22 protein-coding genes are annotated in these 25,832 nt (G+C 56.9%); 10 read left to right on the forward strand and 12 right to left on the reverse strand.

Translation table 11 applies throughout. From position 1 onward, the window contains the following. Positions 1 to 252: 252 nt before the first annotated feature. The gene (locus Q9R35_RS09155; protein ID WP_226791338.1) at positions 253 to 573 is read left to right on the forward strand and encodes a DUF202 domain-containing protein; all 321 of its coding nucleotides are present in this window, start codon (positions 253 to 255) and stop codon (positions 571 to 573) included. Between the two features lie 19 nt (positions 574 to 592). Here Q9R35_RS09155 and Q9R35_RS09160 read toward each other — a convergent pair whose 3' ends face one another. The 3 genes from Q9R35_RS09160 to Q9R35_RS09170 all read right to left on the reverse strand — a co-directional run bounded on the left by Q9R35_RS09160 (position 593) and on the right by Q9R35_RS09170 (position 3,850). Further along, entirely contained in the window at positions 593 to 1,060 is a 468-nt protein-coding gene (locus tag Q9R35_RS09160; RefSeq protein ID WP_311219740.1) for a PaaI family thioesterase, read from the reverse strand. Between the two features lie 42 nt (positions 1,061 to 1,102). Then, the gene (locus tag Q9R35_RS09165; protein ID WP_311219741.1) at positions 1,103 to 2,971 is read right to left on the reverse strand and encodes an SLC13 family permease; all 1,869 of its coding nucleotides are present in this window, start codon (positions 2,969 to 2,971) and stop codon (positions 1,103 to 1,105) included. 72 nt (positions 2,972 to 3,043) lie between these two features. Continuing rightward, positions 3,044 to 3,850 (reverse strand): sulfite exporter TauE/SafE family protein, encoded by an 807-nt coding sequence (locus tag Q9R35_RS09170; protein ID WP_311219742.1) that lies wholly within the window; start codon positions 3,848 to 3,850, stop codon positions 3,044 to 3,046. 106 nt (positions 3,851 to 3,956) lie between these two features. On the opposite strand from Q9R35_RS09170, the gene Q9R35_RS09175 reads away from it, so the two are divergent. Further along, positions 3,957 to 4,724: a helix-turn-helix transcriptional regulator gene (locus tag Q9R35_RS09175; RefSeq protein WP_311219743.1), complete on the forward strand. Its 768-nt coding sequence runs from the start codon at positions 3,957 to 3,959 to the stop codon at positions 4,722 to 4,724. Between the two features lie 197 nt (positions 4,725 to 4,921). Here Q9R35_RS09175 and Q9R35_RS09180 read toward each other — a convergent pair whose 3' ends face one another. Then, positions 4,922 to 5,827 carry a hypothetical protein gene (locus tag Q9R35_RS09180; RefSeq protein WP_045931588.1) on the reverse strand — a complete coding sequence of 302 codons (906 nt, stop codon included), beginning with the start codon at positions 5,825 to 5,827 and terminating at the stop codon, positions 4,922 to 4,924. Positions 5,828 to 6,692: 865 nt separating this feature from the next. Here Q9R35_RS09180 and dapD point away from each other — a divergent pair. The 4 genes from dapD to Q9R35_RS09200 are packed head-to-tail and all read left to right on the forward strand — an operon-like array spanning position 6,693 to position 11,489. Next, a complete protein-coding gene (gene dapD / locus Q9R35_RS09185) occupies positions 6,693 to 7,511 on the forward strand; it encodes a 2,3,4,5-tetrahydropyridine-2,6-dicarboxylate N-succinyltransferase (RefSeq protein WP_042487820.1) in 819 nt (272 codons plus the stop codon). A gap of 2 nt (positions 7,512 to 7,513) precedes the next feature. Continuing rightward, complete coding sequence (gene dapE, locus Q9R35_RS09190) at positions 7,514 to 8,650, forward strand: succinyl-diaminopimelate desuccinylase (protein ID WP_086061388.1); 1,137 nt, start codon at positions 7,514 to 7,516, stop codon at positions 8,648 to 8,650. Next, positions 8,644 to 9,567, forward strand: coding sequence for a 50S ribosomal protein L3 N(5)-glutamine methyltransferase (gene prmB, locus Q9R35_RS09195; protein ID WP_311219744.1), 924 nt, complete (start codon positions 8,644 to 8,646; stop codon positions 9,565 to 9,567). The genes dapE and prmB overlap by 7 nt, the downstream gene beginning before the upstream one ends. After that, complete coding sequence (locus Q9R35_RS09200) at positions 9,564 to 11,489, forward strand: ATP-binding cassette domain-containing protein (RefSeq protein WP_109089560.1); 1,926 nt, start codon at positions 9,564 to 9,566, stop codon at positions 11,487 to 11,489. The genes prmB and Q9R35_RS09200 overlap by 4 nt, the downstream gene beginning before the upstream one ends. A gap of 321 nt (positions 11,490 to 11,810) precedes the next feature. Here Q9R35_RS09200 and Q9R35_RS09205 read toward each other — a convergent pair whose 3' ends face one another. Then, positions 11,811 to 12,446, reverse strand: a complete 636-nt coding sequence (locus Q9R35_RS09205) for a TetR/AcrR family transcriptional regulator (protein WP_063693093.1) — start codon at positions 12,444 to 12,446, stop codon at positions 11,811 to 11,813. An 85-nt stretch (positions 12,447 to 12,531) separates the two neighbouring features. Here Q9R35_RS09205 and Q9R35_RS09210 point away from each other — a divergent pair, with 85 nt between their 5' ends. Beyond that, positions 12,532 to 13,746 carry an arabinose transporter gene (locus tag Q9R35_RS09210; RefSeq protein WP_311219745.1) on the forward strand — a complete coding sequence of 405 codons (1,215 nt, stop codon included), beginning with the start codon at positions 12,532 to 12,534 and terminating at the stop codon, positions 13,744 to 13,746. A gap of 114 nt (positions 13,747 to 13,860) precedes the next feature. Here Q9R35_RS09210 and Q9R35_RS09215 read toward each other — a convergent pair whose 3' ends face one another. From Q9R35_RS09215 to Q9R35_RS09225, 3 genes are read right to left on the reverse strand one after another with little or no spacing between them, the layout of a single operon-like run. Then, entirely contained in the window at positions 13,861 to 14,244 is a 384-nt protein-coding gene (locus Q9R35_RS09215) for a DUF4148 domain-containing protein (protein WP_052363013.1), read from the reverse strand. Positions 14,245 to 14,285: 41 nt separating this feature from the next. After that, entirely contained in the window at positions 14,286 to 15,812 is a 1,527-nt protein-coding gene (locus Q9R35_RS09220) for an MFS transporter (RefSeq protein WP_197314022.1), read from the reverse strand. A gap of 2 nt (positions 15,813 to 15,814) precedes the next feature. Then, positions 15,815 to 16,957 carry an HlyD family secretion protein gene (locus tag Q9R35_RS09225; RefSeq protein WP_197314021.1) on the reverse strand — a complete coding sequence of 381 codons (1,143 nt, stop codon included), beginning with the start codon at positions 16,955 to 16,957 and terminating at the stop codon, positions 15,815 to 15,817. Positions 16,958 to 17,055: 98 nt separating this feature from the next. Between Q9R35_RS09225 and Q9R35_RS09230 the strand changes: the two genes are divergently transcribed. From Q9R35_RS09230 to Q9R35_RS09240, 3 genes are all read left to right on the forward strand, one after another. Further along, entirely contained in the window at positions 17,056 to 17,703 is a 648-nt protein-coding gene (locus tag Q9R35_RS09230; protein ID WP_042487838.1) for a TetR/AcrR family transcriptional regulator C-terminal domain-containing protein, read from the forward strand. A gap of 23 nt (positions 17,704 to 17,726) precedes the next feature. After that, a complete protein-coding gene (locus tag Q9R35_RS09235; RefSeq protein WP_197314020.1) occupies positions 17,727 to 18,104 on the forward strand; it encodes a hypothetical protein in 378 nt (125 codons plus the stop codon). Between the two features lie 191 nt (positions 18,105 to 18,295). Next, complete coding sequence (locus tag Q9R35_RS09240; protein WP_311219746.1) at positions 18,296 to 20,242, forward strand: alkaline phosphatase D family protein; 1,947 nt, start codon at positions 18,296 to 18,298, stop codon at positions 20,240 to 20,242. A 37-nt stretch (positions 20,243 to 20,279) separates the two neighbouring features. Here Q9R35_RS09240 and Q9R35_RS09245 read toward each other — a convergent pair whose 3' ends face one another. The 4 genes from Q9R35_RS09245 to Q9R35_RS09260 all read right to left on the reverse strand — a co-directional run bounded on the left by Q9R35_RS09245 (position 20,280) and on the right by Q9R35_RS09260 (position 25,772). Beyond that, complete coding sequence (locus Q9R35_RS09245; RefSeq protein ID WP_252606302.1) at positions 20,280 to 20,588, reverse strand: cytochrome c; 309 nt, start codon at positions 20,586 to 20,588, stop codon at positions 20,280 to 20,282. Positions 20,589 to 20,641: 53 nt separating this feature from the next. After that, positions 20,642 to 21,862, reverse strand: a complete 1,221-nt coding sequence (locus Q9R35_RS09250) for a sulfite oxidase (RefSeq protein WP_311219747.1) — start codon at positions 21,860 to 21,862, stop codon at positions 20,642 to 20,644. A gap of 392 nt (positions 21,863 to 22,254) precedes the next feature. Next, complete coding sequence (locus tag Q9R35_RS09255; protein WP_026482876.1) at positions 22,255 to 24,549, reverse strand: UvrD-helicase domain-containing protein; 2,295 nt, start codon at positions 24,547 to 24,549, stop codon at positions 22,255 to 22,257. After that, positions 24,546 to 25,772 carry a fatty acid desaturase gene (locus Q9R35_RS09260; RefSeq protein WP_021446741.1) on the reverse strand — a complete coding sequence of 409 codons (1,227 nt, stop codon included), beginning with the start codon at positions 25,770 to 25,772 and terminating at the stop codon, positions 24,546 to 24,548. Before Q9R35_RS09260 ends, Q9R35_RS09255 begins: the two co-directional genes overlap by 4 nt. Between the last annotated feature and the right edge of the window lie 60 nt (positions 25,773 to 25,832).

The following is a 25,832-nucleotide window of genomic DNA, read 5'->3' on the forward strand; positions in this document are numbered from 1 at the left end:
CGAAAACGTGATTAAATTCGAATATTCCATCGTTTATGTCATATTCAAGTAACAGAATTGTCGCAAATTGTGCCGAGAAACTTACACAACTTGTCTTTAAGCATAAAACAGTTCAGTTACACTCGAAATCCTCATAAAGCAAACTTTTACTTTTTAATCGTGTTCAACATCACCATCAGGAAATTGATCTTTTTCCTGTGCGCTGCTTTGATTATTTTGTGGCTCTTTCCCTTTGCGCACGTCAACGAAAGTTTGCTCAATTCCTCCCAGGCTTATTCGGCTTGGCACACCAGTGTGCTCAACTCCCTGATGCCTTTGTCGATCCTGGCCGTTGCCAGCCTGATCTGGGCAGACAGAGCGGTATCCGCCTGCCTGGCCATGGCCGTCAACACGGTCTTGTTCTTGCTGGCAATCAAGAATATCTGCGATACCGCGGACCGTTTCTCGCGGGTATGCGGGATTGATATTTCGGTTTCTTACGGAGCCATGTTGTATGGGCTGTGCATGGCAAGCCTGTGGGTGTTGCTGCTGAGCTATCGCTGGAAAAGTCCCAAAGAACAATCTGGCTCCTGAGGCAGCCTGGGCGCTGCCATCAGGACTTCTCCGCCCGCCCCTGCATCACCATAATCGTTTGCTGCATCAGCGCACATAAAGTCTGCTTGCCCTCGTCCAGGGCAAACACTTCGGCCTGTGTCACGATCAAACTACGGCCGTGGCGAACCACTGAACCTCGGGCCAGCAAGGACTGCCCTTTGGCGGGGGCCAGAAAATTAAGCTTGTATTCCACACTGAGCACGCTGGTACCCAAAGGCGTACACGTCATGGCGGCGTAGCCTCCGGCCGAATCGGCAATCATGCCCACAACGCCACCATGCACAAAGCCATGCTGCTGCTGAATCCCCTCCCAATGTGGCAAATGAATCTCGACCAAACCAGTCTCCACAAGCGGCATGGTGGCACGAATCAGGCTCATCGCCTGTTGGCGGGAAAAACTGTCTTGCACCACCTGGAACACTTCTGGATCCAATGCGGGAGCAGCAGAAGCAACAACTGAATTCATGACTGGAGTCTCCTTTGTTTTTATATCCTGGACACCACGCTTTCAGACCGGATTGAAAGGCCAGAAAACCGGAATCAACAGCACGCCCAGGACCCAGAAAATCAGGTTCAAGGGCAAACCCACTTTCAAGAAATCAATAAACCGATAGCCACCCGCGCCATAGACCATGGTGTTGGTTTGATAGCCCACAGGCGTTGCAAAACTGGTGGAGGCGGCAAAAGTGACCGCAATCAGAAAAGGGGTGGGATCGACACCCATCATCTTGGCCGTAGACATCCCTATTGGCGTCAGCAGCACCGCGGCGGCGGCATTGCTCATGAACTCTGTCAGGATCAAGGCCATCAGATAAACCACAGCCAGCACCGTCAAAGGCCCGAAGGATTTCACCAGACCGACCGTGTTCTCCACCAGAAACTGGGCCGCCCCCGTCTCGCTCATGGCCAGACCCAAGGGCAGCAAGCCCGCCATCAGGATAATGATGCGCCAGTCAATGGCGTCATAGACATCGTCAGCCTTCAGACAACCGGCCAGTGTCATGGCTACAGCACCGACCAACGAGGTGATGCTGATAGGCACCCAGCCCAGGGCGGGCACCAAAATCACCAGAGCCATGGTCACCAGGGAAAAAGGGGCGCGCCAGCCCATTTCTTTTTCAGCCTCACGCTCGGACAGCACGATGATATTGCCATCCGCTCGCAGATCCGCCGCCTCGGAGGCCGGGGTCAGCATCAACAAGATATCGCCTACCCGCAAGCGCACGGCACGCAGTTGTTCACGCAGCACCTGACCACGGCGATGGATCCCGAGCACGGTGGCATTCTTGTGCCAGCCCGCCCCCAGGCTACCCAAGGTACGGCCACTGATACGCGAACGCGGCGCAATCATGACCTCGGTCAGGACTTGATCGACCTGTTCAAAAGACTGTTGCTCCAATTTGAACTGCGGGTCAACCTCCAGACCGGCCTCTTTGCGCAGCTCGTCCAGCTTGGTCCAATCCCCGCGTGCCAACAGCACATCGTCCTGCTCAATCTTCTGCTCGCGCGGGCCCCACACTTTGGTGTCACCTCGCAGCAACTCCAGCACAAACACACCGTACTGCTCGCCCAGCTTGGCATCGCCAACAGATTGGCCGATCAGGGAGGAGTCCGGCATTACGCGCAGCTCGGTAATGTACTTGCCCAACTCATACTGTTCGACCAGCTCGCCACCGCGCGCATCAGGCAATAACCAGCGCCCTACCGTCAGCAAATACAAACAACCAACCGCCATGCAAATAACACCCAGCGTGGTGAATTCGAACATGGTGAAGCCGGGGTGCCCCATATCACGGGCAATGGCATTGACCAGCAGATTGGTCGAGGTCCCGACCAGAGTACAGACACCGGCCATTTGCGAGACATAAGACAAGGGAATCAGCGCCTTGGAGGCCGACATGCCTATCCGTGCGCTGGCGGCCAGCACGATAGGAATGAACACCGCCACCACAGCCGTGTTATTGACGAAAGGAGCAATCACCGCCAGAACCAGGAACAGGAGCAGCAGAAACTGGACCGGGGAGCGGGCCTTGCCCAGCAAATCCCCAATTCCTGACAGGGCCCCACTATTTTGCAAGCCAGCTGCCAGTACAAACATGGCGGCAACGGTGACCGTCGCCGGATTGCTGAAGCCGCCCACAGCCTGTTCGGGAGTCACCAAACCCAGAATGGTCAGGGTGCTGAGCACCAGCAAGGCAATGGCATCTATTCGGAGTTTTTCTGTGGCAAACAAGACAATCGCTACTAAAGCCAGACCCAAGACCACTGCAATCTCTGTTGTCATGCTGCCCCACTCCTGTTTGTTCTGTGCTGCCAAGTATAGGTAAAAATGCAGGGCACCAAGCGCTGCATTTCGCTGTACTGAACAAAAAAACACAAGTTTTTCAAAACAGGCAAAACGAACTCCACGGCGCGGGCAGATGCGGATACGGCATCCGCCCTGCAAGACCTAGACCAGCAACATCACCAAAAACACCAATCCCAACAAGGCGATATAGGCTTTGGCATGAAGACTGTCGGGGATCTTGCCAATCCAGCGCGAGGTAAAGCGAATCCCCAGCCAGGAACCGAGCACCAGCACCAGGCAGGCTCGCAGATCTATATAACCCACATGCCAAGGCCCCAATGAATCCGTATTCCAGGCCAGCATGGCGTAAGTCAGGCTCCCCACCACCGCCATGGGCAGGGACAAGGGGTTTGCGGCTGCTGTGGCAGCCGTCATGCTGGCACCGCGTCGGCGCATCAAGGGAACGGTAATCACGCTCCCCCCTACGCCCAAAAAGGCGGCGATGGCACCAATAAGGACTCCGGCCCCCGCGCTGCTGGCCTTGCTTAAAGGACGCATGACATTGCTTGCTTCCTGGGTAAAACCGGATCGAAACAGGCTATCGAGAATCGTCAGGCCTAAATACACCACGAAAACCCACCGCACCCAGGATCCGTTCAAGGCCATGGCTGCTACCGCGCCAGGAATTGCCCCCACTGCGATAAACAAGAGCAAAGGACGAACCTGTCCCCAAGGTACGGTGCCCGCCTTGTGATGACGCCAGGTGGACAGGCCGGCCCCAAAAATCATGACGCAGGTGGACGTGGCCACCGCAATATGCATGGCCGCCTGCCCCATCTGACTGTCCACGCCATACATGCCAATCAGTACCGAATACAACACAGGGACCACTACAAAGCCGCCACCGAAGCCAAACAGCACGGTGGTTACCCCGGCCAGCAAACCAAAAAACAGCAATAGAAAATACATAGCCGCCCATCAACAGAGATGACAAAGCCCAAGAATAGGTCGCGCCGCATTGGCTGGCATGCTAAAACCGGTCAACAATACGTTCGTTTCGGCCAGAGGCTTGCTTATGCACAATGTACGACTGGACAGCGTGGATGCCGCCCCCCGCCCCTTGCTGGCGATTGGCACAGACTACGCCCCGGGCACCCTGCTGGACTTTCATGTGCACCGGCGGGCGCAAATGCTCTATGCCATGACAGGTCTGATGGAAGTAGAAACTGACGATGGCGCCTGGGTTATCCCGCCCTATAGCGGTGTGTGGATTCCGGCCGGCAAGCGCCATCGCGTGCGCATGCACAGCGCCAGTACGCGCAGTCTATATATAGAGCCAGAGGCCGCCCCCCGCCACAGCACCCATTGCGAGGTGCTGGTGATTACGCCCTTGCTGCATCACTTGCTGCTGGCCTCCCTGGCCTTGCCTGCCTTGTACGAGGAAAATGGCCGCGACGGCGCCTTGGCGCAACTGCTCTTGCATGAAGTTGGTCTGGCAGACACCATGCCGCTCTTTGCCCCTATCCCTCAAGACCCATCCTTGGCCACGCTTTGCAAAGCGTTCCTGATTCAGCCCCACATCCAGAGCACGCCAGAACACTGGGCCGAGCAATTGAACAAAAGTTTGCGCAGCTTCACGCGCCTGTTCCGGCAGCAAACCGGCATGAGCTTTAGCGAATGGCGGCAACAAGCCTGCTTGTTGACCGCTTTGACCAAGCTGTCTGCCGGTCAGTCAGTCACACAGATTGCACTGGACCTGGGCTATGACAGCTCCAGTGCCTTTTCCACCATGTTCCGTCGCTGTTTAGGACAAGCTCCCAGCAGCTTTATTCGTATTCCTTGAAGCAGCGGGCAAGACTGCAGATTGATTAAAGCGGATACAATAAACCCCCACGCTACGCCTTCGGCTTGCTGCCCCCCGAGGGGGAGCTTTTTGTCTTGGGGCGGCCCGGCGACAAAAAAAGCCCCCGGAGCTCTGACATCCGGGGGCCTGGCACTGCCCGCCTCAACTTATAAGTGACTGGGCGTCACAAATGGGGCTTAACGCGTGATACGCGCCCGTCCGCCAATTGTGGCCGCCAGGCTGGCTACAAAAGCACCGACCAGCAAGGATGCAAATGCCCACAGCGCGAAAGCAGCGGCTGCCTTGCGAGCGGTGTCTGCCGCTTCACGTGCTTGTTGTTCCAGCTTCTCGGCTGTTTCCTTGGCTTGCTTCTGTACGGAGTCCAGACGTTCCTTGGCCTGCTCCGGAGTCAGACCGGTACGGTTGGCCACCAGGCGCAGCAAGTAATCCTGATCCTGCTGGGACACCTCGCCTTCTTTCAGGCTGCGCGCCAGAATGCGGCTGACTTCACGCTCAGGGTTGCCAGCCTGTGCAGGTGCGTTGGCTGGATCGGCCGGACGCAGCAAGGTATCGGTGAAGTAGCCCAAACCTGGACCCTGGGCTTGATCTTTGCCAGCCTGCCCCACAACCGCCGACGCGGCGCCGACGCCTGCCCCCGCCAGATTCGCCCCGGCCTGTGCCGTACCCGACACCAGGGAGGCAACGCCCGAGCCCAGCAAGAACACACTGACAACGGCACTAACAGCCCACACCAGAAAACCATGTGCCGTATCGCGGAAATGAACTTCGTCGCCATGCACACCGGTCCAGTTTGTACGCAGACGCCCAGTGACATAACCTGCAATGCCGTAAGCGATGATCTGTGTGACAAACAGCCAGACAATCGTGCCGATAGCCATGGTGGTGCCCGAGGCCCCTTCATTGCCCCAGGGAGAGATCGCCATGAAACCCAGGCCTGTCCCGCCTACCAGCAAGGTCACCGTCAACGCAGCGGCAATAACCGCGCCCCCGATGACAGCGCCCCAAGACACAGCGGAATGCGACGATTCCGCGACGGCCTGCGTACCCAAACCTGCATCCGAACCAAATTGCGTCGTAGCCATGATGATTCCTTATTCAAGATTGTGATCGCAAATACCTTAGTGCCAAAACAAGGCCAGCAAAATAATGATAGGAATAGGGACACCCAAGAGCCATAAAAGAATCGATCTCATAACCCCTCCAATTTGAATGAAGAAACAAGAGCTAAATGTGGTTAATACGCAAAACCTCGTAATCATTCTAGGCAGATAAAAATCGGATGAATTTTATAAAATGTAAAAAGCGCAACTGAATCACCACCCATCACCTTAGGCCACACCCTGCTTCGGACAAACACGGAAATAACCCTATATGGAAAAAGGTTAAAAGCCTTTTCACATGAGCCATACAGAGTAAGAACAGAACCATGCAAGCTGAAACATCAGGCGGCACTAGCCCTCCCAGCAGCTAAAACCAAGAACTCCTCACGCAATCTGCATGGCGATCCACGATTATTTTTTATTATTTTGAAATACTTGTTTACGCAGGCGATTTAGTTAAACAAGCTCAACAATAAATAAACAAAATAGCTGCGATAAGAAAAACAAGCAGAAGCAAAAATTAATTATCAAAAAACAAGAATTCAGAAAAAAAGTATTAGAAATAAAGCAAATAAGGCCAACCCAGGCTCCCGGTCACCAAATTCCTGCAAGCTCCCTCGGCGGGCTCAGCCCAAAACGGCAATCCGGCCCCTGCTACCCGCACCTATACGTCTTCATCTGCCCTCAAAAGCGACAAAGAAAGCCATAAAACCGTGCATGGATAGGGCAGACTCGGTTATCCTGTTGCCTCCATTCAAGCTCGGCCGCTGCGGTGGTAAACCGCGCATCATGCGCCTTCTGTATCCCGGTACTGCCAATGACGGCCTGCATTCACAGAGCCTAGCCTATGAGCGACCTCCAAAGTCTGATCGAATCGGCGTGGGAACAACGAGCTTCCCTCTCCCCCCAAAAACACAGCATTGAACTGCGCACGGCCATCCATACCGTGATCGAAAAGCTGGATTACGGTTCCCTGCGCGTGGCGGAAAAGATCGACGGACAGTGGCAGGTCAATGACTGGGTCAAGAAAGCGATTCTCCTGTCTTTCAGGATCAACGAGAACCGTGTCATGGCCAGCGAACCCGCTCCCTTCTATGACAAGGTGCCGCTGAAATTCGAGCAGCACGACCAGGCCGCCTTTGCCCAGGCAGGCTTTCGTGCCGTTCCCGGTGCCGTGGTGCGCCAAGGCGCTTATGTGGCTCCCGATGTCGTGCTGATGCCCTCGTTTGTGAACATTGGCGCGTATGTCGGTGAAGGCACCATGGTCGATACCTGGGCCACCGTCGGTTCCTGCGCCCAAATCGGCAAGCATGTTCACCTGTCAGGCGGCGTCGGTATTGGCGGGGTATTGGAACCTCTGCAAGCCAACCCCACTATCATTGAGGACAACTGTTTTATCGGTGCCCGTTCCGAAGTGGTGGAAGGGGTCATCGTGGAAGAGAACTCGGTGCTGGCCATGGGCGTATTCCTGTCGCAAAGCACCAAGATTTACGAGCGCGAAACGGGCAAGATTTACCAAGGCCGTGTCCCTGCCGGTTCGGTAGTGGTCCCTGGTTCCCTGCCTTCGGCCGATGGGCTGTACAGCCTGGCCTGCGCCATCATCGTCAAGCGTGTGGATGCCCGTACCCGCGCCAAGACCAGTATTAATGATTTACTTCGCGCCTGAACATGAGCACTGACAATTCTGTACTAGACACCCTAAAAGCCCTGATTGCCCGCCCCTCGGTTACCCCCGAGGATGCCCACTGCCAGCAATGGCTGGGCGCAAGGCTGGAGCAAGCGGGCTTTAGCCTGGAACATCTGCCCAGCGGCCCGGTGTCCAACCTGTGGGCCCGCCGTGGCACCCAAGCGCCCTTGTTTGTTTTTGCCGGTCACACGGATGTGGTGCCTACCGGGCCGGAAGCAGCCTGGGACTCGCCCCCGTTTGAACCTACCGTGCGCGACGGGCAGCTGTATGGCCGTGGCGCTGCGGATATGAAGGCCTCGATTGCGGCCTTCATTCACGCGGTTGAGGAATTTACCCAGGCCCATCCTGAGCACAAAGGCTCGATTGCCCTGCTGCTGACTTCGGATGAGGAAGGCCCCGCAACCGACGGCACCGTGCATGTGTGCCGTGTCCTGAAAGAGCGTGGCGAACAACTGGACTATTGCATCGTGGGCGAGCCCACCTGCTCACGCCAATTGGGTGACACCATTAAAAATGGCCGTCGCGGCTCCTTGTCCGGTCACCTGATCGTGAAAGGTCGCCAAGGCCACGTGGCGTACCCGCAGCTGGCCATCAACCCGCTGCATGTGTTCGCCCCTGCACTGCACGAACTGACAGACCGCATGTGGGACGCCGGCAATATCGACTTCCCACCCACCAGCTTTCAGATCTCCAATATCCATGCCGGCACCGGCGCGGGTAATGTGATCCCCGGTCAGCTGGATGTGCATTTCAACTTCCGTTTCTCCACCGAGCAAACACCGGCCGGACTGCAAGCCGAAGTGGAATCCATTCTGCGCCGCCATGGCGTGGACTTCCAACTGGAATGGACAGTAGGTGGCGAGCCCTTTCTGACCGAGGCCGGCCCGCTGAGCCAGGCTCTTGCCAAGGCCATTGAAACCGAAACCGGCGTGGAAACCGATCTGTCCACGACAGGCGGCACCTCGGATGGTCGCTTTATCGCTAAAATCTGCCCCCAGGTGGTCGAATTTGGCCCGCTCAACGCCAGCATCCATCAGATCAACGAACACGTTGCCGTTGCTGATCTTGAGCCTCTTAAAAACATTTATCGCCGTACATTGGAATCCCTGCTTTGTTAAGCCCTTGCATCGATAATTCCTCCCTGCTGGAAGCCCAGCAGGAACTGCGCACCGTGCGCGACTTGTTGCGCTGGTCCGTCAGCCAGTTCAACCGCTGTCAGCTGGCCTTTGGCCACGGCAGTGACAATGCCTGGGACGAGGCCGCGTATCTGCTGCTGCACACCCTCCATCTGCCCTTGGACACACTGGACCCGTATCTGGACGCCACCGTGCTGGAGTCCGAGCGCGCCGCCTATTTGGCCCTGGTCGCACGCCGCTGCAACGAACGCGTGCCCGCCGCCTATCTGACCGGCGAAGCCTGGCTGCAAGGCCATCGCTTCCGCGTCACCGCCGACACCATCGTGCCGCGCTCTCCCATTGCGGAGCTGTTGGCTGAACAGCTGCAACCCTGGATTGCCGACCCGGACGCCATCTACAACTCCCTGGATTTGTGCACCGGCTCGGGCTGCCTGGCTATCTTGACGGCCCTGGCCTTCCCGCAAGCGCAAGTCGATGCCGTGGATCTGTCCGACGCCGCACTGGAAGTGGCGCAGTCGAATATCGATGCCTTTGAGCTGAACGATCGCATGAGTCTGTACAAGAGCGATCTGCTGGATCAATTACCACCAACCGCCTACGACCTGATCATTTGCAACCCACCGTATGTGAATGAGCAGTCCATGCAGAACCTGCCCAAGGAATACCAGCACGAGCCACAACTGGCCCTGGCTGGCGGTGACGACGGCATGGACCTGGTGCGTCGCATTCTGGAAGCAGCCCCCAACTTCCTGTCGCCCGAAGGCGTGCTGGTATTGGAAATCGGCAATGAGTACGACAATTTCGTCGCCGCTTTCCCGGAGCTGGAGCCTATCTGGCTGAGCACGGAAACCGCTGAAGACCAGATTCTCTTGCTAAGCCGGGAGCAACTGGCTCTGTGATACGCGCAACTGGAATTACGCTGCGTCGCGGCGTCAAAGTCCTGCTGGACAATACGGATTTCATCGTCAATCCGGGCGAGCGCCTGGGCATTGTGGGCAAGAACGGCGCAGGTAAATCCTCGCTGTTTGCCTTGCTGCAAGGCGAGCTGGATCTGGACGGGGGTGACCTGAGCATCCCCGAAGTGTGGGAAGTGGCCAGTGTGCGCCAGACTATTCCGGACCGTGACCGCCCTGCCCGCGAATTTGTTATCGACGGCGACGAACGCCTGCGTGCCTTGCAGGAAAAACGCGCCAACACGCCCGATAGCGATGGCCAGGCCATTGCCGAGCTGGAAAACGCCCTGATCGAAGCCGATGCCTGGTCCGCCCCCTCGCGTGCCGAGCAACTGCTGGCCGGCCTGGGTTTCCGCCCCGATCAGTGGATGCTGCCTGTGCGCGAGTTCTCCGGTGGCTGGCAAATGCGCCTGTCCCTGGCCCGCGCCCTGATGGCGCCTTCTGACCTGCTTTTGCTGGACGAACCCACCAACCACCTGGACTTGGACGCCATGCTCTGGCTGGAGCGCTGGTTGGGCTCCTACCCCGGAACGGTCCTGCTGATTTCGCACGACACCGAGTTTCTGGATGCGGTGGCCCGTTCGATCCTGCACGTGGATCAAGGCAAACTGGTTCGCTACAAAGGCGGCTACAACGACTTTCTGGTGCAGCGTGCCGAGCGCGTGCAACAAAGCCAGATCGCCTACGAGCGTCAAACCCGTGAAGCCGCGCGTCTGCAAAGCTTTATTGACCGCTTCAAGGCCCAGGCCACCAAGGCCAAGCAGGCACAAAGCCGCGTCAAGGCTTTGGCCCGCATGCAGACCGTGACGCTCTTGCGCGACGACTCAAGCGTTTCCATTCGCCTGCCCTCGCCCGAGTACACCCCCGATCCCTTGTTGACATTGGATCAGGCCGATCTGGGTTACCCCGGTCAGGACAAGGCGATTTTGAGCCAGGTCCGTCTGATGGTGCGCGGCGGTGCCCGTGTGGGTATTTTGGGGATGAACGGCGCAGGTAAATCCACGCTGGTCAAAACCCTGGCTGGCAAGCTGGAACCTATCCGGGGCGAGCGCCTGGAATCCAAAGGTCTGGTGATCGGCTACTTTGCCCAGCACCAGCTGGACTCCATTGACCCGGACTCCACCCCCTTGCAGCATCTGGCGCGTCTGGCTCCGGATGTGCGCGAGCAGGAACTGCGCAATTACCTGGGCTCTTTCGGTTTTAGCGGTGATATGGTCACCAGCTTGACCGCCCCCTTCTCCGGGGGTGAAAAGGCGCGTCTGGCCCTGTCCCTGATTGTCTGGCAAAAGCCCAATCTGCTTCTGCTGGACGAACCAACTAACCACCTGGACGTGGATACCCGCGAAGCCCTGGCAGCGGCCCTGGCTGATTACGGTGGCAGCGTATTGCTGGTATCGCACGATCGCCACTTGCTGCGTTCTACCGTTGATTCTTTCTGGATCGTGGCCGATGGTCAGGTTCAGGAGTTTGACGGCGATCTGGAAGACTACCGCGACTGGCTGCTGGCCCGCAGCGCGCAATCGCGCTCGGAAGCTCGCCAGGAAGCCCGTGCCGATACAGGGGGCGAAGGCACAGACCGCAAGACGCAACGCCGTCAGGAAGCCGAGCTGCGCCAACGTCAGGCCCAGCAACGCAAGCCCCTGGAAAACCGCTTGAAGAAAGTGGAGTCGGCCATGGAGAAAGCTCAGCTGCGTTTGCAGGAGCTGGATACCTTGATGCAGGACCCCGACTTTTACTCGGACAGCTACAAGGACCAACGGCCCGCCTTGATGACTGAGCATGGTGAACTCACCAAAACGCATCAAACGCTGGAAGAAGAATGGCTGGAAATTCAGGAGGCGATGGAAGAAATTGGGCGGCAGGTTTAGGCCCATCAATTCCGTTCTGCTCGTGAGCTCCTGAGAAAAAAGGCGCCATATCTACAAAGATTGGCGCCTTTTTGTTGGAAGCTCTTGATGGTCTGTAAAACGCACATCGAAGCCTTACGAGATTGCTGACTCCTGGGTATCTGAGCCAGGACTATGAGCAGAGGATCTATACACTCGTAAACTTGGCTATGTCATCTCGTTCTTTGTTTTGCTGTATGCCATTCAGCGCATACGTTTAGCCAAGGTGGGTCCGGCCAGCAAACAACAACAACAAACTCATGTGAGCCAAAACTCACTCGAAAACCGGCTCGACAACTCCGCTCACTTCCCCGCTTTCCCAGGACTCGCACAGCCCAAATACCCACACAGCAAATCCACAATGGCTTCTTCCACCTGCTCCGGTGGATACGGCACACCGGGCGGAATGATCGCGCCATGAATCAGGGACTCCAGACTTTGCATCACCACCCAGGTGGCCAAATCCAGATCCTGCGGGGCGACCTCGCTGCGATGCTCCTCCAACAACTGACGAATGCGGTCACGAATACTTTGATCAGCTTGGCTCTCGCTGGCGGGTGCATCAAAAAAAGGAAAATCCTTTTCCAGTACCCGATGCAACTCCGGGTCCACCCGATGCGCGGCCAACCAAGCTTTGACCAGATCACTCAAACGCCCCCGCAAACCCAGAGACTGCGTACCGGCCAGACTGCTTTCCATGGCCTGGTTCATTTGCAAGGCATGGCGCTCGTGCAAGGCGGCGATCAGGGAGTCCTTGTTCGGGAAGTATTGATACACCGAGCCCACGCTGACCCCAGCCACTTCCGCGACCACATTGGTATTGGTACCGGCATAGCCACGCTCGGACAAAACGCGAGCCGTTGCCTCCAAAATCGCCTCCACCAAAGCGCGGGAACGGCTTTGACGCGGGATACGACGGGCTTGAGGGAGCGTTTGCATAAGGACTCCGAATGCGAGTTCTCGATGTGAGCAATTATTCATATTATCTCAAATATCGAGCAATTACTCACATTTGGAGTGTTTCATGTCTGTACCCAATCCGGCGCAAGCCACCTCGAAGGCGCAGTTACCACCTGCTGCCCATGTTTTTCTAACGCTGCTACCTATTACGCTGGCTGTGTTCGTCAGTTTTCTGAGCATCGGTCTGCCTCTACCCGTGCTGCCTTTGCACGTACACGATGTGCTGGAGATGAGCACGCTGGTCGTAGGTCTGGTTATCGGTGTTCAATTTGCAGCCGCTTTGCTGTCACGCGCCTGGGCCGGGAATCTGGCCGATATACAAGGTTCCAAGCACGCCGTCATGTTGGGGCTGATGGTGATGTGCTTGTCCGGCCTGGCCTATCTGGCCTCTTTGAGCTTTGTCAGCACGCCTACCCTGTCCGTCTGGGTGCTGGTGATTGGCCGTATCTTGCTAGGCTGCGGTGAAAGCCTGATTGTGACGGGTGCCTTGAGCTGGGGCATCGGCCTGGTCGGCCCTCAAAACGCGGGCAAGGTCATGGCCTGGGTCGGTGTAGCCATGTACGGTGCCTATGCCGTTGGGGCCCCTTTAGGTGTCGCGGTCAACCAGGACTACGGCTTTAACGGTATCTCGGTCGCCGTCACGCTGTTGCCGTTGATTTCCCTGGTGATGTTGCTCAAGGTTCGCGCCACCGCCCCCACTGCGCTGCGTCGCACTCCGTTCTACAAAGTCCTGGGGCTGGTCTGGGGCGCCGGCATGGGCTTGATGCTGTGCAGTGTCGGTTTTGGTAGTCTGACCGCCTTTATTGCCCTGCTCTTTGCCGATCGCAACTGGGGTAATGCTTCCCTGGCCTTCACCGCCTTTGGGGTCGCCTTCATTGCGGCACGCCTGTTCTTTGGTCATCTTCCCGACAAACTGGGCGGGGCACGCGTCGCTTTGCTATGCGTGCTGGTGGAGGCTGCTGGCCTCTTGCTGATCTGGGGAGCCCACAACCCTGCCCTTGCCTACCTGGGTGCCGCCTTGACCGGATGGGGCTACTCCCTGGCCTTCCCGGGTTTTGGTGTGGAAGCCGTGCGCCGCCCCCCATCCGAGAGCCGAGGTGTCGCCATGGGGGCCTATGTCGCCTTTCTGGACATCTCTTTAGGGATTACCGGGCCTGCCTTGGGCGCCGTAGCAGGAACCTGGGGGCTGGAAGCGATTTATCTGCTCAGTGCCGTGGTAGTCAGCTTGTCGGTACTGGTGGCCTTACGTTTGATGCGTCGTCCTCTGACCCAGGCTTGAAGCCCGCCCCCCGAAGCAATTTCCTCATAACCAGAGGGACTGAGCCTGCCTTTACGCAGCCTCAGTCCCTTTTTACAAGCTAAATACCGAACTCAACGGCAGCTCGGTACAGCCTTATGGGGCTACATACAAAAGGCGGCCCTGCTTTCTGGCTTGTTCCAGCTCCTGCACAACTTGCTGACGCGTCTTATGAGTACCATCGGCAGGCAAGACGGGATATTCATCGTCTGCGAAGTCCAGCAAACCAGCTTGTTGGGCTTCCTGCAACTCCTGAACCACCTGAGCACGAGTTTTAACAGGGCCACGCGGGACGTTGGGATAGCCATGCGCCGCTACGCTGATCAGCCCTTGTTCGCGTGCCTGCTCCAATTCCTGCACAACCTGGGCGCGACTCTTGCTGTAGGCCTGCTCCTGTACAGAGGCAGAACCGTCAACAGCCCAAGCCGATGTCGAGGCCAGCAAAGCCGTGCAAGCCAATGTCCATAAACCTAATTTCATGATGAATCTCCTTGATTAAAAAAACGCCTCTCTGCCTGGACCTACACAGACTGGGCAAAGGGAGGCGCGATGGGATTGGGTGGCGAAGAACGCAGCAGCACAGCCAGACACAAGGCCAGCAAACTGCACCAAAACACCAGGTTGTAGGCGCTGATCTGTGCTGCTACCTGTGATTCACGAGCCAGAATGCGAGCCAGACCGGCCAAACCTGCGGAGGCTCGCTCCATGACCAAAGGGTCACCCTCTACAAGATGACTGCTGAGGCTGCTACGGCTGATATCGCCGGCCATGCGCAGCCAAGTGGAAACCAGCGTGGCTGCGGCGACAGGCGTAAAGACACGCGCGATGGGGACATACACGCCCAATGCCACTCCATGTTGGGGATTCAGATTGGTCACAAAGGCAGCAATCAAACCAATCAACATGGTGCTCTCGCCCACAGACTGCAAAATCAGCATCGAGACAAACTGTTCTACCCGCCAGTCGTGGCTGATATGAGTTCCCAACCAGGCCGTGAACGCGATAATGCTTAAACCGATAATCATCATCAGGCGTGGCTCAAGACGGCGACCCAGATAGATTGCCAAGGGGGTCGAGGCCAGATAAGCCCAAAACGCTATCCAGGTGGCGGCGCCTGCTTGCAGCGGCTTCAAGTCGCCCATCTGCGTCAGAAAGCTGGGAATCAGCAAGGACGTTGGCGTCATCAGTACACCGAACAGGCAAGCAATCATCAGACAGATACGAATATTGCGATTGCCCAGGGCCATCAGACTGGCAAAGGAGTTTTGCCTGCGCATGCCACGCCCTATTGCAGCCACGACAAGAAGCGCACCCCCAGTCAAGGCTGAAACAACCAGACCAGAGTCGCTCCAGCCCAGGCGTTCAGCCGACTCTATCCCCACAAAAGCCAGGACCAAGCCGGTGCAAAACAGGGCCATACCCCCCCAGTCCGCATTTTGCAGTTGCGGCCGGTCTACTGGAGCCAATGGCATGGCCTTCCAGGCCAGCAACGCAATCAATGGCCCCACAAAAGCAGTGGGCCAGTAAACCCAATGCCAACTGATTTCTTCCAGCAGAAAACCGGATGTGCCATACCCTGCATCCATGCCGGTTGACACACGCAAGCTGTACGCCGCCATGACCGCCAGCCACAGCCGAGGGTGAACGCTGCGCAAAGCCAAAGACATCGTCAAAGGCAGATAGATGCCCAGACACAGCCCAGCCAAGGCATGCAGACTTAGCAGAACGGGATAATGATGGGCAAAGAAAGGAATCAACAACGCGACCAAGCCCAACAGCAGACTTGGAGCCAGCAAAACCCGAGTCGGCCCAATGACGGTCGCCAGCCATGGCGCAATCGGCATGGAAATCAATTGCGCCGCATTCAAGGCGGTCCCCAACCAGGCAGCTTCCAGCACATCCAAGCCAAACTGACCACGCAAATCCGGTAAGGCTGCAGAAAAAAGCCGCCCTTGCACGGTGGTCAGGACCGCACCCAGAAAAATCGCAATCACCGTCAAGACAGGACGTGCTGTGTGCGTATTGGCCATCAGTCGGGAGAGGCGCATGGTCAGCCCTCCTGCGCCCGAACGACAGCCAACTGGCGAGTCTGTTTCAAGCCGGGCATGTCATAGGCCGCAACAGGGGAACCCGCCGTGTCGATTCTGGCCTGGGCCGACATGCCGGGACGCAGGCGCTCCAACTGTGCCTGACCCGGCTCCAGCTCGATACGCACCGGTATGCGCTGCACCACTTTGGTGAAATTCCCGGAGGCATTATCGGCCGGCAACAAGGAGGATTCGGCCCCGCTCATGGGTGCAATCTCGACCACACGCCCCCGCCAGTTCCCCCCAGGCAAGCCATCCACGGACAACTCCACCGGCTGCCCCGGCTGCACACGGGCAAGCTGCGTTTCCTTGTAGTTCGCAATGACGTAGGCCTGCTCCAGGGGGACGATGGAAACAATCTGCGTGCCCTGGTTCAACAAGCTACCAACTTGCACATGACGCTTGTTCAAGACCCCGTCAAAAGGGGCCACAATCCGCGTATAGCCCAAATTGCGACGAGCAGACTCCAAGGCAGCTTCAGCCGATTTCAAATCCGCGGTACGAATCGCACGCTGCCCCTGCAGCACCTTCAGGGAGTTTTTCGCCAGCTCCACTTGCGCGGTAGCGGCCTCCCCTTGGCTGATTGCCTCATCCAGATCGGCCTGGGCGTTTTCATAGCCCTGACGTGACAAGGCACCTTCCTTGACCAGCCTTGCCTGACGCGAAGGGTTATTACGGTATTGCCGCACGCGCACCTGCACGGAGCGCAGCTTGGCTTGCGCCTCTTTAATACGCGCCTGTTGCTGTGCAATTTCACCGTCCAGATTTTCCAGGTGGGCCTGCGCCTTGGACTGTTCCGCCTGCGCTGCCGCCACGGCCAGCTCGTAATCGGCCGGATCAATCTGCGCAATCAGACCCCCCGCCTTGACCTGCTCATAATCCCCCAAGGGCAAGGCTTTCACGTAGCCCGAAACCTTGGCACTGAGCACCGCAAAGTCGGATTTCACGTAAGCATTCTGAGTGCTCTGTATGCGGCGGCTACTGGTCCACTCGTTCCACTGCGTGGTCGCCAGAATCAGCAGCCCAATCATGGCCAGGCAGCCCAGCCAAGGAGCCAGCCGCAGGCCCAGCGCTTTGCGTTCCGTCGAAGTTGTTGAGGTGCTCATAACCGTATCCCTGCTCAATCAAAAATCACAACCTAACACTGTTAGTCTATGGGCGAATGATACACTAACAGCGTTAGGTTGCAAATATCGGAGAGAACATGGCAACGAAAGCGCCCCGTATTCAACGCGAACACATCATCCAGACAGCGCTGGACTTGCTGGACCAGGAAGGTTTGGAAGGACTGACATTGCGCAAACTGGCCCAGGCCCTGAACATCCAGGCCCCCTCGCTGTACTGGCATTTCAATGCCAAGCAAGCCTTGATTGATGGCATGGCCGACGCTCTGGTAGAAAACGTGGCGCGCCATTGCCCAAGCGATCAGACCTGGGATGAACAAGTCCGTCACCTGGCTCTGGAATTTCGGCAGGCCCTCTTGCAACGGCGCGACGGAGCCCGTGTCTTTGCGGGCACCTATGTAGTCACCGACAATGTGCTGCGCACCAGCGAAGCCTTCTTGTCCGCTTTCATGCAGGCAGGCGCAGACAGTCAATTTGCTGCCGAGGCCAGCTTTAGCCTGATCTATTACATTCTGGGTTTTGTCATGGAAGAACAGGCGCTTGGGCCGGGCAGCACATTGGACCTGTCTTTACGCAAACAGGCTTTTTTAGAATTGGCTCAAGAAAAGTACCCCTGTAACTGGCAGGCACGTGAGGCGATTTTTTCCGATGACTTTACGGGCCGTTTTATCACTGGCCTGAACCTGTTGATTGATGGTACAAAGCAGCGCATTCAAAACAAACCATAAACAGACCTTTTCAGGACCCGTCCATGCACGTTGCCACACAGGAATTTCCCCGTATCTGGATCTCGAACAGCGCCCCTTCCAATTGGAAAGAGGAGCTGGAAACCTTGCTGGATCAAGGGCAGCGCTTTGTCTTGCTGACCCGAGAGCTGCCCGGCGCAGAGGATAGTTCGGACAAGGAGGAGTTCTCGCAATGGATCAAGGACAACCGCAGCCGCTTGAGCACCTCCTGTGCCGCCAGCCTGGTTGTCGTGAGCAATGCCTTGATGGCCTTTTCCCTGAATGCCTTTGTCGCCCCTTTAAGCGAGAAATTCGGCTTTCCGGTACGCGTCGTTCATGAGGGCGATCTGGACGCACAAGTGGCGGCATTTCTGGAAACCAAGCCTGAAATGGTAAACCACTAAGCAGCGCGGCTACATCGTAAAGCGCGGACCCGCCGGACAAGACAGGGCCACTGATTACAGATGGCCCTGCTTGTTCTTATTCCATCTATCCAACATTCCGCTACACAGATTGCTCCACTAACAAAGCTGGAACTGCAACTTTCTGCGCTCTACGCTGTCCATTGTCTTTTCTGATTCTGGCTGTTACCCGTTTGAGTCTCTCCCAACCTTCTTCCAACTTGCCCCCGGTACTTGCGGGCCCTATTCTGCGTCGCCTGGATTCCCAGCGTTTAGTCCTCTGGCTGGTCGGCAGTTCCAGCTTGTCCCTGGATTTAATTCTGGAGCCGGAAGGCTGCCCTCCTCAACGTATCCCTCTGGATACCGATCAATGCCGGATTGTTCAGCTGGGCAAGCATGCCTTTATTCATTTCATTGATGTAGCACTTAGCGCCCCGCTTCCCCAGGACACGCTGGTGCACTACGATCTTATCCACTCAACAGCCAGCGGAACGGAACAAGGGATCGCAGACTGGTCCCCCCATTTATTGCATCAGGGACAGACCCGGCCCAACTTTGTGTTGGCCAGCCGCGCCGATAATCTGATGTTTGGTTCCTGCCGCAAACCTCATCACGCCTCCCGTGATGGTCTGGCACAGGCTGACACGGTACTGAGCGAGCGCATCACTCAAGCCCATGCCCGACCAGCCCTGCTTATGCTGTCCGGGGATCAGGTCTATGCCGACGATGTGGCAGGCCCCATGCTGGCGGCCATTCACTCCCTGATCGAGCGGCTAGGCTTGTATGGTGAATATCTGGAAGGTGCGGTTGTCTCGGATAGCGAATCTCTTTATCGACATCCCGCCAGTTATTACCGGCGCGCAGATTTGCTGCCGGCCTTCAAATCCAACGAAGATCTGCGCGAGCGTTTTTTTGGTGGCGTAGAAAAGCCGATTTTCACCACCGCCAATGCCCACAACCATTTGGTGACCCTGGCCGAAGTCTTTGCCATGTACTTGCTGGTCTGGTCCCCCATTCCCTGGCAAATCATTGCCGAGCCCACTCCCCCAGCTCTGGAACCCAAACATCAGCAACGCTGGGAACGTGAGGCGGCCGCTCTGCAAGGCTTCCGTCAGGATTTGCCCCAGGCAGCCCGTTTGTTGGCGCACGTGCAAACCCTGATGATTTTTGACGACCACGACATCACCGATGACTGGAATCTGTCTGCCAAATGGGAAAGCGTCGCCTACGGCCATCCTTTTTCACGACAGATCGTGGGCAATGCGCTGGTGGCGTATATGTTGTGTCAGGCCTGGGGCAACCGTCCCGAGGTCTTTGAGTCCATGCTGGACACGGTCACCGCCTGGACCCAATCGCCCGATGAGTATCAACGTCTTGAACACCACACACAGGACACGCTCATCAAGGAGTTGCTGGAATTTCGTCAGTGGGACTATGTGCTGCGCACCCAGCCCACGCTGATTGTGCTTGATACACGCACGCGTCGATGGCATAACCGCCGCATGCCAAGCCGCCCTTCCGGCTTGATGGATTGGGAGTCCTTGACCGAGCTGCAGCACGAGTTGCTGGACGAGCGTGCCGCCGTGATTGTGTCACCCACGCCCATGTTCGGCGTCAAGCTGATCGAGGTCATTCAACGAATCTGTACCTACGCAGGCTTTGCTCTGACGGTGGATGCCGAGAACTGGATGGCCCACCGGGGGGCCGCCAATACCATGCTGAATATCTTCAGGCATTCGCGCACTCCCGGTAACTACGTGATTTTGTCCGGAGATGTGCACTACTCCTTCGTCTACGATGTGCAGGTACGCCATAGCAAACATATCCCGCATATCTGGCAAGTGACCAGCAGCGGCATCAAGAACGAATTTCCGGAAGGGCTGCTGAACTGGCTGGATCGGCTTAACCGCTGGCTCTATTCCCCCCGATCGCCCCTTAACTGGTTTACGCAACGCCGTGACCTGAGCATCAGCCCACGTCTGCCAGATCAGCGCAAGCATGGAGGGCGCGTCTGGAATGGTTCCGGCATTGGCCAGATCTGGCTGGATGAAGAGGGCCGCCCTGCCCGCATCCTGCATCACAATACCAACAAAAAGCCGCCTACCGAATTTCTGCACCCTGATCAGGAGCAAGATCGGTAAGGCGGCCAGTGCCTGACTACAAGGGCAACAACAGGGCTTATTGACCCGCTACAGAGCTGACATAGGTGGCGACAGCATCACGCTCTTCGTCACTCATGGTTTGAGCAAAAGAAGGCATGGCACCCATGCCTTCTTTCATGACCTTCAGGATCTGCTCCTTGCCCGGCTTGAGCTCATCCAGATCCGGACCGATGGCCCCGGCTGAACCCGCATCAGCCAGGGTATGACAGACCGCACAGGCAATGGGCTTGGCGCCTGTCAGAAACAGTTCCTTGCCTTGCTCCTGAGCGTAAGCCTGGATACTGACAACAAATACAGATACTGCAGCAACGAGATATTTCTTCATGATTCCCTTCCATAACCGCCCCGAGCTGACGGGGCGGGTACAACATTCAAGACTTAAACTACCGTGATAGCCAGCATGTGGTCGCGCCAGCTATTGTTCAAATAGCCACGGTTATTGGCTACACGCTCTTCAGGCTGTGCCGTGCCTGCTTCGCTGGTCGCACGACTGGCAATCTCGTACTTGCCCGGTTTCAGATCCACGCCCACAACGAACTGACGCCACGCATATTTGCCCAGATCAGGACCTACAAACGTCGCTTTCACCCAGTTCTTGCCGCCATCCACGGACACTTCCACCTCTTTGGCTGCCGTCATGCCCCCAAAGGCCAAGCCCTGGATCTGTACCTTGCCGGCCTTGAGCTTCTCACCCGGCTCACCGCTGGGGCTGGTCACCCAGGATTTGACGGGCATTTCCCAAACCGATTCCTGATTCGGGTTGGACTTTTCACCCACTGGCGCCAGGCGGTAGCTGTTTTGCTGAATGTTGGCGGCAGACTGCTCCTTGGTAAACGCCAGCTGCTTGATGTACTTGACGTTATTGACTCCGGTGTAACCCGGCACGACCAAGCGCAAGGGGCCGCCGTGGGCCAGAGGGATAGGCTGACCATTGATTTCCCAAGCCAGAATCGCGTCATCAATGGCTTCCAGCGGAATCGAACGCTCCACCATGATGGTGTTCGGGTCCAGCCCCTGGGGAATCTCCTCGCCGCCCTGACCGGTCATGTACTTGGCACCCTCTTCCATGCCACCGACAGCCTCCAGCACAGCCTTGATCGGCACGCCAGTAAAGACCACGCAGCCTGCTGCGCCTACGGTCCACTGTGTACCGCTGGGTTTCTCGGGGAAAAAAGCACGACCGTTACCGGAGCACTGCAGCACCATGGGTACTGCGACCAGACCCAGGCGTTTCAGCTCGGCCACGGTCATGTCTTTAGGATTTTTTACGCCCTTGATCGCCAATACCCATGCGTCTGGGTCGGCGACGATCTGCTCGGACGGAGGGGCGACGTTATTGCGCACGAACAAGCGGTCCAGCGGTGTAATCAGACCCGAACCAAACGCGCTGCGCTTGGTTTCAATGGTGTTGGCACTGTGCACGATCAAGCTGTCGGCATGTTTCCAGGATGCATAGGCTGGCAAGGCTTTAGCCTGCGTTTTTGCCTTTTCCTGGGCCAGTGCAGCTGACAAGGGTGTCAGGCTTGCCGTTCCCGCCAAGGCCATGACTCCGCCCGTGGACAAAAGCATGCGCCGGCGCGAGAGATTGCTAGGTTCCATGATCGCCTCCATGTGTGTTTGTTATCTGTAATTAATTTAGGCTTCGATTTTATGGGGGCACTATCTTTATAACCAGAAACTATAACCCTTATATATAACGCTCATATAGCAGCTAAAAGAAGAACACTAAAAACAGGAAACCCGCATACAGCATGGGTTTCCGAACACACCTTCCCCCAGTCAAAAACAGGAAATAAAACATGAGTTTTTTCTTGGGAGGCTACGAAACCAAGAATGAGGAGCAGGAGAATTGAACTGCTTGATGCAAAAACCCGGCAAAAAAACGCGTCTGTTTGAAAACTCCCATGGCTTTGTGCGGCCATAAAAAAAGCCCCCGGAGTATCCGGGGGCCTTCAAACTGCAATCGACTGACTCAGTACCTATTTCGCTTATCAGCTCACAGGATCCAGCTTGGCAATGGCCAGGGCCAGAGTCTTGCTGCCGACTTCACGGAACTGAATCAAGGCCTGGGCATCATCGCCCTGACCGGTCAAATTAATAATGGTGCCTTCACCAAAACGGTTGTGATGCACCCCCTGCCCCACACGGAAGGTCTGGCCATTCACTTCCAGCACGCTGGTGTGACTGCGACCGCCGTAAGGCTGGGCCGAATAGCTCTTGTCCTTGGACTCCCAGCTCTGACCACGACGGAATGCACCCGAACTGGCCTCTGACTGCATGGGCGAACTGGTATAGCGAGCCGACAACCATTTGATGTGTTGCTCCGGCAGCTCTTCCAAAAAGCGTGAACGCATGGCGTAACGCGTCTGGCCGTGCAGCATGCGGCTTTGTGCCAGGGTGATGTACAAGCGCTGACGCGCCCGCGTAATCGCCACATACATCAAACGACGCTCTTCCTCGATCCCACCAGGGTCGAACAAGCTGTTCTCATGCGGGAACAAACCCTCTTCCAGGCCGGTAATGAAGACCGCATCGAACTCCAGACCTTTGGCGGCATGGATCGTCATCAGCTGAATGGCGTCCTGGCCTGCCTGGGCCTGATTGTCCCCGGCCTCCAGAGAAGCATGGGTCAGGAAGGAGCCCAAAGGCGACATGGGAGCCAGCACGGAGGCAGTCGCTTGGTCCGGGTTCTGCATGGCCTGCTCGGACTCGCCCGCCACAGCTTCTGGGACTCGACCGGCTGGCAGCTCGGCAAAGCCTTCTTCACCCACAAACACCGTGGCTGCGTTGACCAATTCCTGCAAGTTTTCCAGTCGCTCGGCACCTTCGCGGTCGGCCTGGTAATGGGCCAGCAAGGTGCTATCGTGGACAACGTGCTCAATCAGCTCGGGCAAAGACAGGATCTGCGCCTGGCTGGCCATATCCTGAATCAGGTTCGAGAAACGCATCAAGCTGGCAGCCGCACGCCCTTGCAAATAGGGAATTGCACGCAACAGGCTGGTACCGCGTTCGCGCGCCAGATCAGCCAGTTGCTCGACAGAGCGGGCACCGATACCACGAGTCGGAAAGTTCACGACGCGCAGGAAAGCGGTGTCATCATCTGCGTTGTCCATCAGGCGCAAGTAAGCCAGTACGTGCTTGATTTCCTGACGCTCGAAGAAGCGGTGGCCGCCATACACTTTGTAGGGCAAGCCTTGGGAAAACAGCCTGTGCTCGATCACTCGGGACTGGGCGTTGCTGCGGTACAGAATGGCAATTTCACGACGTGGCTTGCCTTCAGCGATCAGGGCGCGGACTTCATCCACAATCCACTGTGCTTCAAGAGCATCCGAGGCCAGTTCGCTGATGCGCACCAATTCGCCTTCGCCACTATCGGTCCACAGGTTCTTGCCCAGGCGGCCGCTATTGTTCTCGATCAGCGCGTTGGCCGAATCCAGAATATGGCCGCAGGAACGGTAGTTCTGCTCCAGGCGTATCACATTGCCACGGGCATAGTCGCGCTCGAAGTCGGCCATATTGCCCACGTTCGCGCCACGGAAAGCATAGATGGACTGATCATCATCGCCCACCGCAAACATGCAAGCCTGATCACCGGCCAAAAGACGTAACCAGCGATACTGCAGCACGTTGGTGTCCTGGAACTCGTCGACCAGAATGTGTTTGAAACGGCGCTGATAATGCTCACGAATCGGGGCATTGCGGGACAGCAGCTCGTAGGCACGCAGCAATAGCTCGCCAAAGTCCACCACACCTTCACGTTCGCACTGCTCTTGATAAAGCTGATAGAGCTCGATCAGGCGGCGGCGGTGGGGGTCGTGGGCTTCCAGGTCGCCAGGACGTTGGCCATCTTCTTTACAGGCGTTGATGAACTTCTGAATTTCCTTGGGCGGAAATTTTTCGTCGTCCACATTGTTGGCCTTGACCATACGTTTGATGGAGGCCAACTGATCTGCCGTATCCAGGATCTGGAAAGTCTGTACCAGACCGGCATCACGGTAATGCATGCGCAGCAAGCGATTGCACAGGCCGTGAAAGGTCCCGACCCACATTCCGCGGGTATCGATAGGCAATAAAGAAGTAAGCCGCGTCAGCATTTCGCGCGCGGCTTTATTGGTGAAGGTAACAGCAGCAAGGCCATGTGGGCTGACCTGCCCGGTCTGGATTAACCAGGCCATTCGAGAGGTCAGTACACTGGTTTTTCCGCTACCGGCTCCGGCCAGCACCAGGGCATGGCCAGAGGGTAAAGTAACGGCGGCTCGCTGTTCCGGGTTTAAGCGATCCATCATGCCGCGTAGCGGCGCAGACGCAAGGCGAACTGCTCAAGACTTTCAATACCACTTTGCTGAGCGCGCTGGCACCATGCGCGCAGGTCGGACAGCAACTGCTCGCTGGAGGCGCTGGAGCTTTCCCAGATACCGGCCAGTTCACGCTGCATGCGAACCAGGATGGACAGGCGGGAATCGCCAGCCGCTACCGTTTCCAGTTCAGCGCGCTGCTCGGGAGCCAGCACATCGTCGCCACGACCAATCCAGTCATTGCAGCTTTCCAGCAGGGACCAGGAGCAATTCGGATTGTCCTTGTTCACCTGTGGTTTCAGACGGGCAATCTCTTCCGAGGCCGTGGTTTTGATGATGTCCGCATAGCGGGCCAGAATTTCGTAGCGGTGAGTAATCACGCCCTGCAAGGTGGCCAGGCTGATGCCTTCCAGCGGAGCATTCGAAGGCACGCTAGGCTCCAGACGCAGCTTGGGAGCGACCTTCTTGACCTTGGCCAGACCCAGTGCCTTGAACACCGAGATGTAGCACCAGCCCAAGTCAAATTCGTACCATTTGCTGGAGAACTTGGCGGACGTACCGTAAGCGTGGTGGTTGTTGTGCAGCTCTTCACCACCAATGATGATGCCCCAAGGGAACACGTTGGTGCTGGTATCAGGGCTGGCAAAGTTGCGGTAACCGATAGCGTGACCCAGACCGTTCACCACACCGGCAGCCCAGAAAGGAATCCAGGCCATCTGGATAGCCCAGACAGTCAGACCCAGCAGACCGAACAGGAACAGATCAATACCCAACATGATGGTAATACCCAACATGCTGTATTTGCTGTACAGGTTGCGCTCGAGCCAGTCATCGGGGGTGCCGTGACCGAAACGCTTCAAGGTTTCAGGGTTGGTGGCTTCCTGGCGGTACAGTTCAGCACCACGGAAGAACACCTGGCCCAGACCAAAGACCACAGGGGAATGGGGATCGCCTTCACGTTCGCATTTGGCGTGGTGCTTGCGGTGAATCGCAACCCATTCTTTTGTGACCATACCGGTGGTCATCCAGAGCCAGAAACGGAAGAAATGCATAAGCGCTGGGTGCAGGTCCAGCCCGCGGTGCGCCTGACTGCGGTGGAGAAATACGGTAACTGACACAATAGTGACATGAGTCACCGCCAGAATGACGAGAGTAAGCTGCCACCAAGACAGTTGCAGCCATCCGTCAGCAAGAAAAGAAAGAAACGATTGCATAGACCCTTTTAGACCTGATCTTTGTGTTAAGGGAAACCGGAAAAGTGTAGCCCACCTAAC

It is taken from the genome of Alcaligenes sp. AB3, from assembly GCF_031844565.1.
GTDB lineage: Bacteria > Pseudomonadota > Gammaproteobacteria > Burkholderiales > Burkholderiaceae_B > Alcaligenes > Alcaligenes faecalis.

Excerpts from the sequence above, each read along its gene's own strand:
- Q9R35_RS09160 (WP_311219740.1), bottom strand. The coding sequence starts at position 1,060 with ATGAATTCAGTTGTTGCTTCTGCTGCTCCCGCATTGGATCCAGAAGTG.
- Q9R35_RS09170 (WP_311219742.1), bottom strand. The coding sequence starts at position 3,850 with ATGTATTTTCTATTGCTGTTTTTTGGTTTGCTGGCCGGGGTAACCACC.
- Q9R35_RS09175 (WP_311219743.1), top strand. The coding sequence starts at position 3,957 with ATGCACAATGTACGACTGGACAGCGTGGATGCCGCCCCCCGCCCCTTG.
- Q9R35_RS09180 (WP_045931588.1), bottom strand. The coding sequence starts at position 5,827 with ATGGCTACGACGCAATTTGGTTCGGATGCAGGTTTGGGTACGCAGGCC.
- dapD (WP_042487820.1), top strand. The coding sequence starts at position 6,693 with ATGAGCGACCTCCAAAGTCTGATCGAATCGGCGTGGGAACAACGAGCT.
- dapE (WP_086061388.1), top strand. The coding sequence starts at position 7,514 with ATGAGCACTGACAATTCTGTACTAGACACCCTAAAAGCCCTGATTGCC.
- Q9R35_RS09205 (WP_063693093.1), bottom strand. The coding sequence starts at position 12,446 with ATGCAAACGCTCCCTCAAGCCCGTCGTATCCCGCGTCAAAGCCGTTCC.
- Q9R35_RS09210 (WP_311219745.1), top strand. The coding sequence starts at position 12,532 with ATGTCTGTACCCAATCCGGCGCAAGCCACCTCGAAGGCGCAGTTACCA.
- Q9R35_RS09215 (WP_052363013.1), bottom strand. The coding sequence starts at position 14,244 with ATGAAATTAGGTTTATGGACATTGGCTTGCACGGCTTTGCTGGCCTCG.
- Q9R35_RS09220 (WP_197314022.1), bottom strand. The coding sequence starts at position 15,812 with ATGCGCCTCTCCCGACTGATGGCCAATACGCACACAGCACGTCCTGTC.
- Q9R35_RS09225 (WP_197314021.1), bottom strand. The coding sequence starts at position 16,957 with ATGAGCACCTCAACAACTTCGACGGAACGCAAAGCGCTGGGCCTGCGG.
- Q9R35_RS09230 (WP_042487838.1), top strand. The coding sequence starts at position 17,056 with ATGGCAACGAAAGCGCCCCGTATTCAACGCGAACACATCATCCAGACA.
- Q9R35_RS09235 (WP_197314020.1), top strand. The coding sequence starts at position 17,727 with ATGCACGTTGCCACACAGGAATTTCCCCGTATCTGGATCTCGAACAGC.
- Q9R35_RS09245 (WP_252606302.1), bottom strand. The coding sequence starts at position 20,588 with ATGAAGAAATATCTCGTTGCTGCAGTATCTGTATTTGTTGTCAGTATC.
- Q9R35_RS09250 (WP_311219747.1), bottom strand. The coding sequence starts at position 21,862 with ATGGAACCTAGCAATCTCTCGCGCCGGCGCATGCTTTTGTCCACGGGC.
- Q9R35_RS09255 (WP_026482876.1), bottom strand. The coding sequence starts at position 24,549 with ATGATGGATCGCTTAAACCCGGAACAGCGAGCCGCCGTTACTTTACCC.
- Q9R35_RS09260 (WP_021446741.1), bottom strand. The coding sequence starts at position 25,772 with ATGCAATCGTTTCTTTCTTTTCTTGCTGACGGATGGCTGCAACTGTCT.